General features: G+C 37.7%; 13 protein-coding genes. 6 read left to right on the top strand and 7 right to left on the bottom strand.

Going from position 1 to position 14,050, the window contains the following annotated elements; genetic code table 11:
• Positions 1-414, bottom strand: a 414-nt coding sequence (locus ACJMML_RS09965; RefSeq protein WP_405307160.1) for a molybdopterin-dependent oxidoreductase, incomplete at its 3' end; no start/stop codon positions are given.
• 91 nt (positions 415-505) lie between these two features.
• Positions 506-1,312, bottom strand: coding sequence for a formate/nitrite transporter family protein (locus tag ACJMML_RS09960; RefSeq protein ID WP_405307159.1), 807 nt, complete (start codon positions 1,310-1,312; stop codon positions 506-508).
• A gap of 612 nt (positions 1,313-1,924) precedes the next feature.
• Between ACJMML_RS09960 and fdhD the strand changes: the two genes are divergently transcribed.
• On the top strand, positions 1,925-2,674 hold the full coding sequence (gene fdhD, locus ACJMML_RS09955) for a formate dehydrogenase accessory sulfurtransferase FdhD (protein WP_405307158.1): 750 nt from the start codon (positions 1,925-1,927) through the stop codon (positions 2,672-2,674).
• Here fdhD and hxlB read toward each other — a convergent pair.
• Positions 2,666-3,253 carry a 6-phospho-3-hexuloisomerase gene (hxlB, locus tag ACJMML_RS09950; RefSeq protein WP_405307157.1) on the bottom strand — a complete coding sequence of 196 codons (588 nt, stop codon included), beginning with the start codon at positions 3,251-3,253 and terminating at the stop codon, positions 2,666-2,668. The genes fdhD and hxlB overlap by 9 nt on opposite strands.
• Positions 3,254-3,310: 57 nt before the next feature.
• On the opposite strand from hxlB, the gene ACJMML_RS09945 reads away from it, so the two are divergent.
• From ACJMML_RS09945 to thiC, 3 genes are all read left to right on the top strand, one after another.
• Positions 3,311-4,180 carry a LysR family transcriptional regulator gene (locus ACJMML_RS09945; RefSeq protein WP_405307156.1) on the top strand — a complete coding sequence of 290 codons (870 nt, stop codon included), beginning with the start codon at positions 3,311-3,313 and terminating at the stop codon, positions 4,178-4,180.
• A gap of 172 nt (positions 4,181-4,352) precedes the next feature.
• Positions 4,353-5,267, top strand: a complete 915-nt coding sequence (locus ACJMML_RS09940) for a carbohydrate kinase family protein (RefSeq protein WP_405307155.1) — start codon at positions 4,353-4,355, stop codon at positions 5,265-5,267.
• Positions 5,268-5,500: 233 nt separating this feature from the next.
• Positions 5,501-6,799: a phosphomethylpyrimidine synthase gene (gene thiC / locus ACJMML_RS09935; RefSeq protein ID WP_303739513.1), complete on the top strand. Its 1,299-nt coding sequence runs from the start codon at positions 5,501-5,503 to the stop codon at positions 6,797-6,799.
• Between the two features lie 76 nt (positions 6,800-6,875).
• Here thiC and ACJMML_RS09930 read toward each other — a convergent pair whose 3' ends face one another.
• Positions 6,876-9,788: an Ig-like domain repeat protein gene (locus ACJMML_RS09930; RefSeq protein ID WP_405307154.1), complete on the bottom strand. Its 2,913-nt coding sequence runs from the start codon at positions 9,786-9,788 to the stop codon at positions 6,876-6,878.
• Positions 9,789-9,958: 170 nt separating this feature from the next.
• Here ACJMML_RS09930 and lysS point away from each other — a divergent pair, with 170 nt between their 5' ends.
• Together lysS and ACJMML_RS09920 are read left to right on the top strand one after the other, a co-directional pair.
• Complete coding sequence (lysS, locus tag ACJMML_RS09925) at positions 9,959-11,542, top strand: lysine--tRNA ligase (RefSeq protein ID WP_303739399.1); 1,584 nt, start codon at positions 9,959-9,961, stop codon at positions 11,540-11,542.
• 133 nt (positions 11,543-11,675) lie between these two features.
• The gene (locus tag ACJMML_RS09920) at positions 11,676-12,005 is read left to right on the top strand and encodes a hypothetical protein (protein WP_405307153.1); all 330 of its coding nucleotides are present in this window, start codon (positions 11,676-11,678) and stop codon (positions 12,003-12,005) included.
• Positions 12,006-12,057: 52 nt separating this feature from the next.
• Here the strand turns inward: ACJMML_RS09920 and ACJMML_RS09915 are convergent, their stop codons facing one another.
• The 3 genes from ACJMML_RS09915 to ACJMML_RS09905 are packed head-to-tail and all read right to left on the bottom strand — an operon-like array spanning position 12,058 to position 14,031.
• The gene (locus ACJMML_RS09915) at positions 12,058-12,435 is read right to left on the bottom strand and encodes a hypothetical protein (RefSeq protein WP_405307152.1); all 378 of its coding nucleotides are present in this window, start codon (positions 12,433-12,435) and stop codon (positions 12,058-12,060) included.
• Positions 12,436-12,906, bottom strand: a complete 471-nt coding sequence (locus ACJMML_RS09910) for a nucleoside deaminase (RefSeq protein WP_405307151.1) — start codon at positions 12,904-12,906, stop codon at positions 12,436-12,438. It abuts the gene before it with no gap.
• A 33-nt stretch (positions 12,907-12,939) separates the two neighbouring features.
• Positions 12,940-14,031, bottom strand: a complete 1,092-nt coding sequence (locus ACJMML_RS09905; protein WP_405307150.1) for a hypothetical protein — start codon at positions 14,029-14,031, stop codon at positions 12,940-12,942.
• Between the last annotated feature and the right edge of the window lie 19 nt (positions 14,032-14,050).

Raw genomic sequence — 14,050 nt, 5'->3', positions numbered from 1 at the left:
ACCGTGACAAATACGTGCACAGTGGTCTACGTTTTGAGTACCACAAGCTACTCTTGCTAATTTTTGAGTAATGTAAATGTTTTCGTTTGGTGAACGAGCACATGCGTAGAATCCAACTTTGTTTGGATCTTCGTCAGATACTTCTTTGAGTTTGTTAGCAACTAAGTCTAATGCTTCATCCCAGGAAGCTTCTCTAAATTCACCGTTTTCTTTTATTAAAGGAGTAGTTAATCTGTCTTCCCTATTAATAAATTGGTATCCAAAGTTTCCTTTTGGACATACTTTACCCTCGTTTACAGGGTGTCTTTTTAAAGGTTCTACTCCAACAATTTTTCCGTCTTTTACAACGAAGTTGAGTCCACAACCAGTACCACAGTATGGACAAATTGTTGGGACATATTTAATCTCAACCATTTTATAATCTCCAAAATATAGTTTTTTTGTATTTTTAAAAAATGTTTAAAAAGAAGCTTTAAAAAAGCTTCTTCAATTTAAGTTTACTAGCTTATCCTCTTAAGTAGGTGTACCAGTAAAGACATGCTACAAAGAGTCCTCCACCGATGATGTTACCGATAGTTACTGGGATTAAGTTGTTAATGATAATAGTAGCCCAGGTAACACCTTCAGCACCTAAGAACATACCTAATGGTATGAAGAACATGTTTGCGACACTGTGCTCAAATCCAATACATACAAACGCCATGATTGGGAACCAAATACCAACGATTTTACCGATGATATCATCTGATGCGTTAGCTAACCATACAGCTAAACATACAAGCCAGTTACAACCAATACCTTTGATTAATGCTGCGGTAAATGGCATGGTAACTTTTCCTTCTGCTACAGCAATTGCTTTTGCGGAAATTGCGTAAGCTGGTGCTGCAGTATCAGTAGGGGTAATTCCGCCCATGAAAGCTAAAACGTAAGCAACGAATAAAGCACCTACAAAGTTGAAAATCCAACTGATAACCCAGTTTTTACAGAGACCGCCAACTGAAGCGGAACCGTCTAAAACACCGAGTGTCATAAACATTACGTTTCCAGTGAAAAGTTCTGATCCTGCGAGAACAACAATAATCAAACCTACAGGGAACACTGCACCGAATACGAATTTTTCTAAACCTAGTGGAGCGCCTGCTTTTAACATACCTGCGCTTGCCACTACAGCTAATAAACCACCAAATGCAATATATGCTCCTGCTAAAAAGGAGAGAATAATTACATTATCTATTTTTGCAGAGTCTTTTGCTCCAGCAGTTGCGGAAATTGCTTTCGCAGTATCTACTGGACTTTTGAAAGATGAACTCATTTTATCAACCTCTTTTATTCCCTTTTTATTAATTTTTTTATAATACTGAATGAATCCCAAAGTAGTTCAAAGAGTATTATGATACTATATTAGTAGTTAATATATAAAAAGGGTTTGTCATTAGAACTTAAAAGAAATATTTAAATACTACAAAAGAGTAAAATTTAATGTAATGATAAATCATGATGGATTATATACACATCGTGAAAATTCTCTTTTTTTAATAATATAAAATTAAATTACTTATAATATAGTATATAATAGCTTAAAAAACTTTATTTTTAAAAATAACAACGTTTGATTGGACAATACATGATTAGCCGCAAAATTCATAATTGCAAAATATTGTTTGAATCGAATAAAACAATCTATATTAATAATTTATACACATCGCAAAATAATCAATCAAATCAAAAAATCAACGATTAAATAAAATATTTCAAAATAATATGATAAAACAAAACGATAATTTGAAATTAAAGTGATTTTAAAAAGAAAATAATGATTTAAAATCATATTTATTCTTTAATAAGTTTAAAAAAATTGCCAATTCAAAAATCGCAACACATCAATTTTTAAAAACATTTAACATAATATATTATAATAGGTGAGATGATGAAAATTGAAGAGATTGATGCGATAAACTTCAAAAATGGCAAGCCAACAGAGACAAAGGAAAAAGTTGTGAAAGATGAAACAATTACCCTAACAATAAACGGGAACATTTCACGTAGCCTGTCTGCAATCGAAGACTCCCTAAAAGAATTTGCAGTGGGATATCTTGTGAATGAAAATATGGTGAAATCACTTGACGACATCAAAAAGATAGAGATCGACGGACCCCAGATAAATGTTGAAATTGACGACAGTCTCCTGAAAACAAATGAAACCGTACTGTGCTCCGATTCTGCAGGAGGATGGAGAAGCAAAATTAAGGATGTGACACCGGTGGAGTCAGACTTTCAGGTTAATGTCGGCGAGCTGATCGACCGCATAGAGGAGCTCAAGGACAACGCCGAAATTTGGCAGGCAACAGGAGGAACACATGTTGCGGGAATCGTCCATAAGGACCAGTTCATTGTAAAAGAAGATGTCAGCCGCCATGTTGCAGTCGACAAGGTGATTGGCTATGGAATATTGAACGGATTTGACCTGAACCATTCATATGTAATCTACAGCGGAAGAATGCCTGCAGACATGGTAATCAAGATGACAAGGGCAGGCGTGCCGATTCTGGCATCAAACGCAGCTCCCGCTAATTCAGGATATAACATTGCAAAAAAAGGAAATATTACATTGGTCGGCTTTTTAAGGGGCCAACGCTGTAATATATATAATAATAAGGGCAGAATACTATTCTAAAGCAGCAGGCTTTGCCTGCATTTCATCATTTTGAAGCAGTTGGGTCTTCAATTCGGAAACGATTGCATCCAGAAATACAAGTGTGGTTAACTCAAAAGCGGTTCCCAATGGAGTCAGGGATGTATAGTTTCCGTGAATTTGACGCTTCATGTAGTTTTCATCATCAACTTCTTTTTTTGTTCTTCCCTTAACCAGGATGTGGCAGTCTGACAGCTGCCCTAAAGTTGATTCCGGATAAGATGTTAAAGCTAAGACCTTTGAACCTCTATCTTTAGCTATTTTGGCGGCAGATACAATGGTATTTGTTTCACCAGAACCTGAAATGGCCACAATACAGTCTCCCTTATGAATGGCCGGAGATATGGTTTCCCCTACAACATATGCGCTCAATCCCAAATGCATCAATCTCATGGCAAATGCCTTTGCGGCAAGCCCTGACCTTCCTGCACCTGTGACAAATATGTTTTCGGAGTTGATGATTATATTTTCAAATTCATCGAGGGATTTTCTATCCAAGAATTCTTCTGCACTTTCAATATTGTCCAATATAGCTCTTATAGAGGATTTCATTATTTCCATTTTATCCAACCCATAAATCAATATTATTAATTATGATTACAATTTTATATATAATTAATGAAATTCGAAAGTAAAGGATTAATCAGTCTGGAGATAGATGGTGAAATTTACGACTATAAATTATACCAAAGCCTGGATTCCCTGTCAAGGACCAAATCCCAAAGGAAATCCGCAAAGGAGCTGAATATTTCCCATACTGTGTTTAACAGGAGACTGCTTAAAGCGGAAGACAAGCTGGGAGTGAAAATCACGCAAAAAATAGGGAACGGAACCCACCTCACCGCTGACGGACTGAAACTTCTTGAAGAATTCAGAAAATATCTGATACAGATTGAAAAGACCTCAAGCATCAACATTGCAGGAGGCCACATTAGCACAGGGCTTCTGGAAAGCATCCAAACACCCTTCGACATCAACATCTACAGCAGCAACGACGAGGATGCATTCAAGCTTGCAAAAAGGGGAGTTGTGGACATTCTCACTTTGGACGATCCTCTGATTGCATATGAGCGGGACATCAACTTCATGCCGATAGCCTACGATTATCTTGTTTTGGTTTCAAGCCCGAAATCAAGAAATGTCGAAAGCATCTCTGATTTGGAAGGCCTTGACTTTGTAGGAGTAAACGGATCCGCCCAGAGGCTTGCCTGGAACAGCCTAAGGCATTACGACATCAAGTTCAATATCAGGGACACCGTGAATTCCCAATTCGATGCCTTTAAAATGGTAAGAAACTCTGAAAACTTATATACTTTTTTGAATGCCAGCTATTTCAAGGGAAACGAGCTTCTCAAGTATGACACCCAGCATGTCATCAGCGTGATTAAAGTCAACGATGATAAGCCGGAAGTTGACGAATTCGTCAGATATCTGCTTAACGATGGCCAGAAATCCATCGAAAATCAGGGTTTCACACCGATGGGATGATTAGTTTTCAAATGCTCTCGGCAAAATTGCATATTATATAATATTACTATATTAAACTACACTCATGTTGCACCGTGCTTTTGTGAATGTGCACATCCGTGAAAATGTGTAATTCAAAACATTAAATAATGATGAAACACAATATAAAATTGAAAAATAAAAAGGCGATATTATGGTTAAAAACAGAGATTTACTAGCAATTGGTCACTCTGCTCACGATTACATTATTAGAGTGCCTGAATTTCCAAAAGCTAATTTTTCAGCGCCTATAACCAATATGAAAACATTTAATGGTGGGGCAGCTGCAAACGTGGCTTGCGTTGGAGCAAAATTAGGATTAAAAACTTCACTCGTATCAGCAGTTGGTGGAGATTTCAAAAAAACCGAATACTATGAAAGCATGCAAAATTTGGGCATTGACACTGATTCATTGATTATTGTTCCTGGTGAAGCGACACCTACCGCATTTGTCCTCACAGATGACAATGATGACCAGATCAGTTACTTCTACTGGGGAGCTGCAAAGGAATTTGCAGAAAGCAAAGTCCCGGTAAAGGCAATTGAAAATGCAGAGGCGGTTCACTTAGCAACAGGAGACCCTGAATTCAATTGGAAATGTTCACAGGAAGCCAAAAATCAGGACTTGCTTGTCTCATTTGATCCTGGACAGGACCTTGGAATGTATGATACCAAAAAGCTGGTTGATGTGATTGAAAACACAACCATCCTCTTCGGAAATCATCATGAGATTGAAAGGATCTTGAATGCCCTTGAAGTTGACCTGACAGGATTAAGGGAAATGGGCCCTAAAATCATTGTCAAAACATGCGGGGCAAACGGCTGTGAAATATATTCCAGCGAAGAGAAAATCAAAATAGATGCAATCCCAAGCGAAGCGGTTGACCCGACCGGTGCAGGAGATTCCTACAGGGCAGGATTTTTAACAAGATTCCTGAATGGAGAGACACTTGAAGAATCCGCCAAGTTCGCATCATCCGTTTCATCATTCATTATCCAACATCAAGGCTGTCAAACCAATATGCCAACCTTTGATGAGGCATTTGAAAAAATGAGTGAATTCTATTAATTCCATTTATTTTTTCAATTTTATTTTATTTTTGTCAAAATGACCTTATTTTTTAATTTAGATTATAAAATTAACTATTTTTTTAAAAAAGACTTGATATATATCAATAAATTTGGAATAAAAATTTATCCTATTAATTTAAATACTATTAAATAAAAATAAGAAAATATCAACTTTGTGTGGAAAAATTTTAAAATAACTTTGACTATTATAAATGTTAATGGAGAGATAGAATGACACAGATTAGTGATGCTAAGAAAGGAATATTAACTGATGAAATGAAACACGTTGCAGAAATAGAAGGTGTTTCAGAAGATTTCATTTTAAGATCAGTGGCAGAAGGTACAATTGTAATACCAAGTAACGTTAACAGAGACATTGAAGCTTCAGGTATTGGAGCTGGACTCAGAACAAAAGTAAATGCAACCGTCGGAACCTCAACCGATATCGTAAACTTCGATGAGGAAGTATTGAAAGCACAAATCGCAATCGACAACGGTGCAGACTGTCTGATGGAATTGAGTATTGGCGGAGACCTTGACGTAATCAGGAACAGGGTTCTTGACATGTCCCCATTGCCAGTAGGTTCAGTGCCTGTTTATCAGGCAGCAATCGAAAGTATCAGAAGAGACGGTTCCGTTGTTTACATGACTGAAGATGACCTTTTCAACACCATCGAAAAGCAAGCAAAAGATGGTATTGACTTTATGGCAGTCCACAGTAGTATCAACATTGAAACCTTAACCAGACTCAAAAGGCAAGGCCGTGTAACCGGTCTGGTCTCAAGAGGAGGTTCATTCATGTCCGGATGGATTGTCGAAAACGAAAAGGAAAACCCATTATACGCCAACTTCGATTACGTACTGGAAATCGCAAAAGAGCATGATGTTGTTCTTTCACTTGCTAACGGTATGAGGGCAGGGTCCATTGCAGATTCAACCGACAGGGCACAAATACAAGAATTGATCATTTTAGGAGAATTAATCGACAGGTCCCGTGAAGCTGGAGTGCAATGTATGATTGAAGGACCAGGACACATTCCAATCAACGAAATCCCAACAAACGTAATGATTCAAAAGAAAATGTGTTCAAATGCACCATTCTACATGTTAGGACCTATCGTATGTGACGTGGCACCAGGTTACGACCACATAGTATCCGCTATCGGTGCAGCATCATCCGCAAAGGCAGGTGCTGACTTTATCTGTTACGTAACCCCTGCAGAACACCTTGCATTGCCTAACCCTGATGACGTAAGGGAAGGTGTAATCGCAACCAAAATCGGAGCTTATGCAGGAGACCTCGCAAGCGGACAAATTGATGGTTCACAAGACCTTGCAATGGCAGAAGCTCGTAAGAATCTCGATTGGGAAGCACAATATGCCTGCGCAATGTTTCCGGAAGCTGCACGTGCAAAAAGAGACCAAAGACCTCCTGAAGAAGAGGACACATGTACCATGTGCGGTAACTTCTGTGCAGTAAAAATCGTTAACGAATGGTTGGATCAGTCCGATTCCGACTTAATCAAATAGATATTCAATTATCTATTTATTTCTCTTTTTTTAAAAGAATATATTAAAATAAAAAAAAGAAGTAGATTGTTATAATCTACTTAACTATTATTTTTCCTTTTTTGACTACTTTGTTGTAGTAAGCGTTGCCTTTGAAGGTTATTGTGTATTTTACCTTGGTTTTCTTGGTTAATTTTTTGCCAAGCTTGAAGGTTACAACACCTTTCTTGTTGGTTTTGGCAGTGACAGTCTTTTTGCCCTTGATCTTTTTACCGGACAGTTTGATGGTCACTTTAACATTTTTAATAACCTTGTTTTTGCTGTTTTTCAAGGTAACTTTTATGTTTTTGGCCTTTTTGGACTTCTTGAACTTATAGGTCTTTTTAGCCTTTAGGATTTTGGTTTTCTCCTTGTTGATAGTTACTTTGACAATTTTGCTTAAAGGTTTGTAGTTGCTGCTTACCAATTTAATAACCAATTTCTTATTGCCTGCTTTTGCCGCTTTAAGAATTGCAGGAGTCAATTGTATTGAAGCAACACCGTTCTTATCGGTGACTGCAGAACCTATGCTTTTTCCGTTTAATGTGAATGTTACCTTTTCGCCAACAACCGCCTTGCCGTTGATGTCTTTAAGGACTGCACTGTATTTTCCGCCGTAATTTATGATATATGCAATGTTTTTGGCAGTCATTACAGCAGTTGATATGGAAACTTCAAATTTAGCGGATACATTGTCAGCAAAGTAATTTCCTTCATATGTCAAGTTAACGGAATATGTTCCAGCAGCTATCATAGGAGCGTCGATTGTTGCAGTTCCATTGGCCACATCAGCTGAATACTTCTTGCCGTTGACTATGATGAATATCCTACCCTCGTTAAGCGCTGAGCCGTTACTTGTAACATTGGCTTTGATTTGTATTGAATCGCCATATGTGCAGTTTGTAACATTTATGACTTCAAGAACTGCCGGAAGTTTAAGCACGTTGAATTCTATGGTTTTTGTTGGATTTGCATTTTCAGCATCGCCAACATATGTTACATCGACCTTATATGAGCCGGCACCAAGAAATACTGGTAAGGTTGCGATTCCGTTTTGTACAGATGCGGAAATGTTTTTACCATTAATGGAAAATACAACAGTACCATTGTTGAGCGGTTGACCAAATCTTTTAATATTAAATGCTTTTAAATTGACAGTTTGAGTATAGTTAACATCACTTACTTCAGCCACATCCATTTCGACAATGTATTTTGGAACCAAATTGCTTGGAGTGACATTGATCAATGTAGCCTTACTTTTTTCATTTTGTAAAGCGATGTCTCCAGTTCCTTCAGTGTCGGTGTTTTGTGCAAATATAGAATTTTCGACAGTAATCTCCGAATCATCATAAACATCACCAATAACTACTATTGCTCCGCCACATGATGCGGTGTTTTGTGAGAAATCGCTGTTGTTTATTAATGCTTTTCTGTTTGAAGGAGCAGATATTGCTCCACCAGCAACTGCACTATTCTCTATGAAATGGGAGTTATCAATTTCTATGTCTGAATCAAAAGTGTAAATTGCTCCACCATCAGTTGCATTATTGGCTATGAAATAGGAGTTTTCGATTAACATGTCTGAAGAAGACATTATTGCTCCACCCTTAGTTGCATTATTTGCTACGAAATTTGAATTATATATTAATGCTTTGCCAGCCTGAGAGTTTATTGCACCACCAAACCCAGCATAATTACCTGTAAAATTACAATTCAAAACAGTGACCGTTTTCTGATTAAGAATTGCACCACCAACCTCAGCAGAGTTGTTTAAGAAATTACAATTTTTTACAGTGGCATTGGCGTTTTCACCTCCTAAATCGCGAACGTATATTGCACCGCCATAATCTCCCCATGCAGTATTTCCGGTGAAATTACAATCTTCAATCAGAGTGGAAGGACCGGCATTTACAGCACCGCCATCGCTTCCATGGTTTTCATTAAATTCTGTATTCCTTATTGTTACGTTTGCTATACCGCAAAAAATTGCTCCACCACCAGTACCTGCACTATTTTTAGAAAATTTACTATCTTCAATGAGCACTTTTGGCACTTTTGCTTGATCTTTTATATAAACTGCTCCACCGTAATTATATACATTATTCGCTAAGAATTCAGTATTGGTGATTACGATTTCATTATCTTCGTCGAATTGCTCGGCATAAATTGCTCCACCCATACGGTCACCACCACTACCACTATAAATAGCATTAGCTAGGAATCGACAGTTGTTGATGATTTGGGTTGACTGAGCTCCATTTATTGCACCACCGATTTCCGTAGCTTGATTATCTATGAAGGTTGCGTTTTCAAGAATCAATGTGGCATTATGAGTAGTTATGGCCCCACCATATTTGGCATGATTTTCTTCGAATTCAGAATCAATAATCCTGATTGGGTCGGTTGATTTTACATATATTGCACCACCATTACCCTCATCTGCATAATCATATTCAAATTTACAATTGATAATGGTGATATTTGAAGATTCCTCGATGTATAAAGCTCCACCATCAACGTTAAGATAGCGGTAGCCAGAATTAATGAAATTTATGTTTTTCAAGGTGACATTGTTTGCATTTATTATATGGAATACTCTGCTTTTCATTTCACCATTGATGCTCTTGCCGTTACCGTCAATGACTACATTGTCCTGGTCAATGACAACACCCTGAGAATATAACCCTTCATCGGTACTTTCATTATATGTATAATCACGTGTAAGATTTACGTTCCCGCCACCAGCAACTATGTTTTTCAGGTCAGTAAACGTATTTCCATATATAGTTCCACTGTCAGGTTCCGTTGTTATGTCGTTTTCAATATCAGCATCTGACGATACGGTTTCCTCGGTCACATCATCGTTTGCGATGACATCCGTGTCATTTAAGTCACTGGCAGAAATTGCTGTCAGCGAACATAAAAGAACGAATAATATTGAAAAAACAAGTAATAGTTTTTTATGCTTCATAATAATATTTTCACTAATAAATAATATATAATTGTTGTCAATCAAAAAAATCAGCTAACCTCTTCACACTGCCATGCCGAATATCCATCAAACTAATACTTTTTATATTACAAAAAACATAATTTATTGTAGTATAAAACTTATTCTTATTATTATAATGGTGAATATAAATGACACATTGGATTGAAAACATAGCTAATGAATTGAGTAAAATGGACGTAGAAGAGCATGTCATTGCAAGCGGAACCTCCATTTCAGGTTCAATACACATCGGAAACTCTTGCGACATATTTGTAGCTAACGGAATCGGAAAGAAACTAAGAGAAAAAGGTAAGAAAGCTAAAACAATATGGATTGCAGATGACCACGACCCATTAAGAAAGGTTCCATACCCTTTGCCTGAATCATACGACAAATACCTGGGCATGCCATACTCAATGATTCCATGTCCTGACGGATGCTGTGCAAACTTTGTAGAGCACTTTGAAAAGCCGTTACTGTCCGTGATGGACGATTATGGAATTGAAATGGAAACAAAATCCGGTTTTGAAATGTACAAGTCCGGAGTATATAACGATTACATCAGAACATCCCTGGAAAGGGTTGAAGAAATCAAGGAGATTTTCAACGAATACAGAAGAGAACCTTTGGCTGACGACTGGCTGCCATACAACCCTATCTGTGATGAATGTGGACGCGTAAACACCACATATGCCTATGACTATGACGGCGACATCATAAAATACCGATGCGAATGTGGCCATGAAGGCGAAATGGACATCAAATCCGGAAACGGTAAGCTCACATGGAGAGTAGAATGGGCGGCAAGATGGAAAATATTCGGAACCACCTGCGAACCTTTCGGAAAGGACCACGCAGCAAGCGGAGGATCATACGATGTGAGCAGCGTAATATCCGAAAAGATCTTTGACTATCCTGCACCTTATCCTGTGCCATACGAATGGATCACACTTGACGGCGAAGCCATGAGTAAATCCCACGGAGTCTTCTTCGCACCTGAAGAATGGCTGAAAATCGGCCCTGCAGAAAGTCTTCACTATTACCTGTTCAGGTCAAAGCCTATGAAGGCTAAGGACTTCTCACCTAAAATGCCATTCCTTGACTTTATCGACCAGTTCGACACTGTTGAAAAAGTGTTCTACGATGAAGTTGAAGCTCCATCCGAAAAAGAAGGCAGAAAATTCAAGGAAATCTATGAAATTGTCCAGATGGAACCTGGAAGCCCATTACCTTTCAGACCGCCTTTCAGATTCCTGGTCAACGCCTATCAAATTGCCGGTGACGATCTGGAAAAAATCTTCGATATTCTCAAAAGAAACTCACAGCTTACCAAAAGCTTCAAGGACAAGGAGTTCGGCGACCTGACAGAAACCGAATTGGCACAATACCGCGAAAGGGTTGACAACGTCAAATACTGGCTGGACACCTATGCGCCTAAATTCGTCAAATTCCAAGTTCAGGAGAAAAGCATTCCTAAATTGCCATTGACTCCGGAACAGGACAAGTTCCTGGCTGATCTGGCTGACCTGATGGAAACCACAGAATTTACAGACGCCGCAGCATTGCACGATGCAATGTATGAAATCCTCGAAGGCCAAGGATTAAAACCTCAAAAAGGTTTCCAGGCAATCTATAAAATGATTCTCGGTCAAAAACAAGGTCCAAGAGCAGCATCATTCCTGTTAAGCTTGGACAAAGACTTTGTTGTGAAAAGATTAAGAAAAGAAGCTTAATCTTTTAATTTTTTCTTTTTTAAACTATTTAAATTAAATTTTTTTACCTAATTCCATCTCAAAAGAGCATGCTCCTTCAGTTATTGAGTCATTAGCAGAAGTTTTCAAAAAAGCCATTATTGAAGATAAACTTTTGAAAATGGACGTGGGAGTTATACTCGGAGGAATGATACTGAAACACATTACATCCAAAACAAAACAAAACAAATTATTGGAGCTGATTGGAATGAGGCATATTGAAAATGAAATAGACAAGCTCGTATATGATGAATATGGCGATATACTTGATGAAAAAGACAAAGAAATCGAAAAAATGGATAATGAACTAAAAACAAAAGATAAAAAGATTGATGAACTTAATCAAACCAATGAGGAATACAAAAACAAACTTAAAGAATTAAACAAAACGACAAACCTTCCTCCCGAAGCGAAAAAAATAATCAACTCAATGCTGTTGCTTTAAAAAAATCATCTCAGATGACTACAATATCATCTGATTCATATTTTTTTAATAATCATATTAATATTTTGAATTCCTTTTTCATCAGAAGGTCATCAACAAACCTGTAATCAAGTTTTTCAAAAACATCAATCAAAATGTCTTCACGACTGTCAAAGCTGACTACAATGCTTTTGAATTCATAATCCATTGCTATTTTTTCAAGCTGTCTGATCAGCTTATAGGATATCCTCTCACGGTTATCGTAGGAATTTAAAAATAGTGTTGTTATCTCGGCGGACTCGGAGTCATACACCTTGAAGCTGGCGCAGCCCACTGTCTTTCCGAAATTGTTTAAAAGAAGAACTACCTGAGGGTCATTCACTTCACATCCAAATGATGAACACATCTCTACAAACCTTTCGTCACGCTCATCAGTTACTATTATCTCCATTCATTTCACCTCTGTAGTGTTGCCGACTTTCTTTAGCTCCTCATCCCATATTTCAGAATTGTTGGCGGCAAACTTTAAAAACATGTCTCGGCATTTGATGTCATTCAGAACCCTGACCTCCACGCCATTGCACTTAAGAAAGTTTTCGGCACCCATAAGTGTAGTATTCTCCCCAATAACAACCTTAGGGATATTATACAATATCACAGCACCGGAACACATCGGACATGGTGACAGTGTGGTGTACAGTGTGCACCTGACATAATCATCATAGTCAAGCCGTCCGGCATTCTCAATCGCATCCATTTCGGCATGCAGAACGACAGAATCGTTTTGGATTAGCCTGTTGTGCCCTCGGGATATGATTTCCCCATCCTTAACCAGCACGGCTCCAATAGGGATTCCGCCTTCAGTCAAGGACTTTTCCGCTTCCTTTAAAGCTTCGCCCATAAAATAATCATCGGTTTTCATAAAAAAAATAAGTCAATAGATGAATTTAATCATCTATTTGAATCTGTTAAACAATCCTTTATTGGATTCTTTTTCCAATTTTTCTTCAAGTTTTGAAACTTGCTTTCTTAAATCGGAAACTGTTTTGTGAGATTCGTTTGAAAGTTTATCATAGCTGCTTTCTTTGACTTTGAGTTTAGTTCTGAGGTCAGAAATTTCAGATTTGTATCCGTCGATTTCTTTTTTGATTTGAGCTTCGACTTCATCCTTATAGTTTCCGAACTCAATGATTTCCGCCCTTAACTTGTCAACCTCTTCGGAAAGTGATATGTTTTCCTTTCTTGATTCTGACAGCTTGGATTTCAGGTCATTCACTTCATTAGATAACCTGTCATTGTCCTTTTTAACACTGTCAACATCAGTGCTTGCGAGTTTTTCTTCAAGTTCTGATATTTTAGATTCCAGCTTTTCTTTAACGCTGTCCATTTCAGATTCTAACTTATCAGCCCTTACTTTGTGAACTGCGCTTTCCGCACCTATTTTTCCAATGGTATTGCTTAAGTCAGCATTGATGTCAAGCTGATCGAAGTATTTCCTTGTGGATTTCTCAAGTGCATCAGTCAATTCCTTTTTAAGCCTTTTCAACTCGGCATTTTCCTTTTTGAGTTTAGGAATAACTTTGTTAGTCAAGTAGTTGAGTTCGTTTGATTGATTGGATAGTTTTTGGTCTTTTTCATCTAATTTCCTTTTCAAATCATCCAATTTGGAATGATTTTCTTTCGGTTGCTCTTCTTCAGGTTCATCTTCGACAGGCTCTCCGACAAATTCGATTTCAGGCTCATTACGGATAGGCTCCTCAGCAACCTCTTCCTCAACAGGCTCTTCAACTACCTCTTCCTCAACAACTTCATCTTCAACTAAAACTTCAGGAACAGGCTCCTCAGCTACCTCTTCCTCAACAACTTCATCTTCAACAGGTTCTTCATCAATAGTTTCTCTAATTAAAACCTCAGGAACAACTTCCTCAACAGCTTTATCTTCAACTATTTTATCTTCAGTTTCTGTCTTTGACTTGTTTCTAATTTTATTCAAGTCCAATTTGACTTTTTGACCATACATAGCGTTTATTGGTTTCTCATCAGACATTAAAATCACCATTATAGCA

The sequence above is a fragment of the Methanobrevibacter sp. genome (assembly GCF_045130115.1).
Lineage (GTDB): Archaea > Methanobacteriota > Methanobacteria > Methanobacteriales > Methanobacteriaceae > Methanocatella.
Note: the sequence above shows the minus strand (reverse complement) of the source record. Positions and strands in the feature narration are given on the sequence as shown.

Excerpts from the sequence above, each read along its gene's own strand:
- fdhD (WP_405307158.1), top strand. The coding sequence starts at position 1,925 with ATGATGAAAATTGAAGAGATTGATGCGATAAACTTCAAAAATGGCAAG.
- thiC (WP_303739513.1), top strand. The coding sequence starts at position 5,501 with ATGACACAGATTAGTGATGCTAAGAAAGGAATATTAACTGATGAAATG.
- ACJMML_RS09930 (WP_405307154.1), bottom strand. The coding sequence starts at position 9,788 with ATGAAGCATAAAAAACTATTACTTGTTTTTTCAATATTATTCGTTCTT.
- ACJMML_RS09960 (WP_405307159.1), bottom strand. The coding sequence starts at position 1,312 with ATGAGTTCATCTTTCAAAAGTCCAGTAGATACTGCGAAAGCAATTTCC.
- ACJMML_RS09945 (WP_405307156.1), top strand. The coding sequence starts at position 3,311 with ATGAAATTCGAAAGTAAAGGATTAATCAGTCTGGAGATAGATGGTGAA.
- ACJMML_RS09940 (WP_405307155.1), top strand. The coding sequence starts at position 4,353 with ATGGTTAAAAACAGAGATTTACTAGCAATTGGTCACTCTGCTCACGAT.
- ACJMML_RS09905 (WP_405307150.1), bottom strand. The coding sequence starts at position 14,031 with ATGTCTGATGAGAAACCAATAAACGCTATGTATGGTCAAAAAGTCAAA.
- ACJMML_RS09910 (WP_405307151.1), bottom strand. The coding sequence starts at position 12,906 with ATGAAAACCGATGATTATTTTATGGGCGAAGCTTTAAAGGAAGCGGAA.
- ACJMML_RS09915 (WP_405307152.1), bottom strand. The coding sequence starts at position 12,435 with ATGGAGATAATAGTAACTGATGAGCGTGACGAAAGGTTTGTAGAGATG.
- hxlB (WP_405307157.1), bottom strand. The coding sequence starts at position 3,253 with ATGGAAATAATGAAATCCTCTATAAGAGCTATATTGGACAATATTGAA.
- lysS (WP_303739399.1), top strand. The coding sequence starts at position 9,959 with ATGACACATTGGATTGAAAACATAGCTAATGAATTGAGTAAAATGGAC.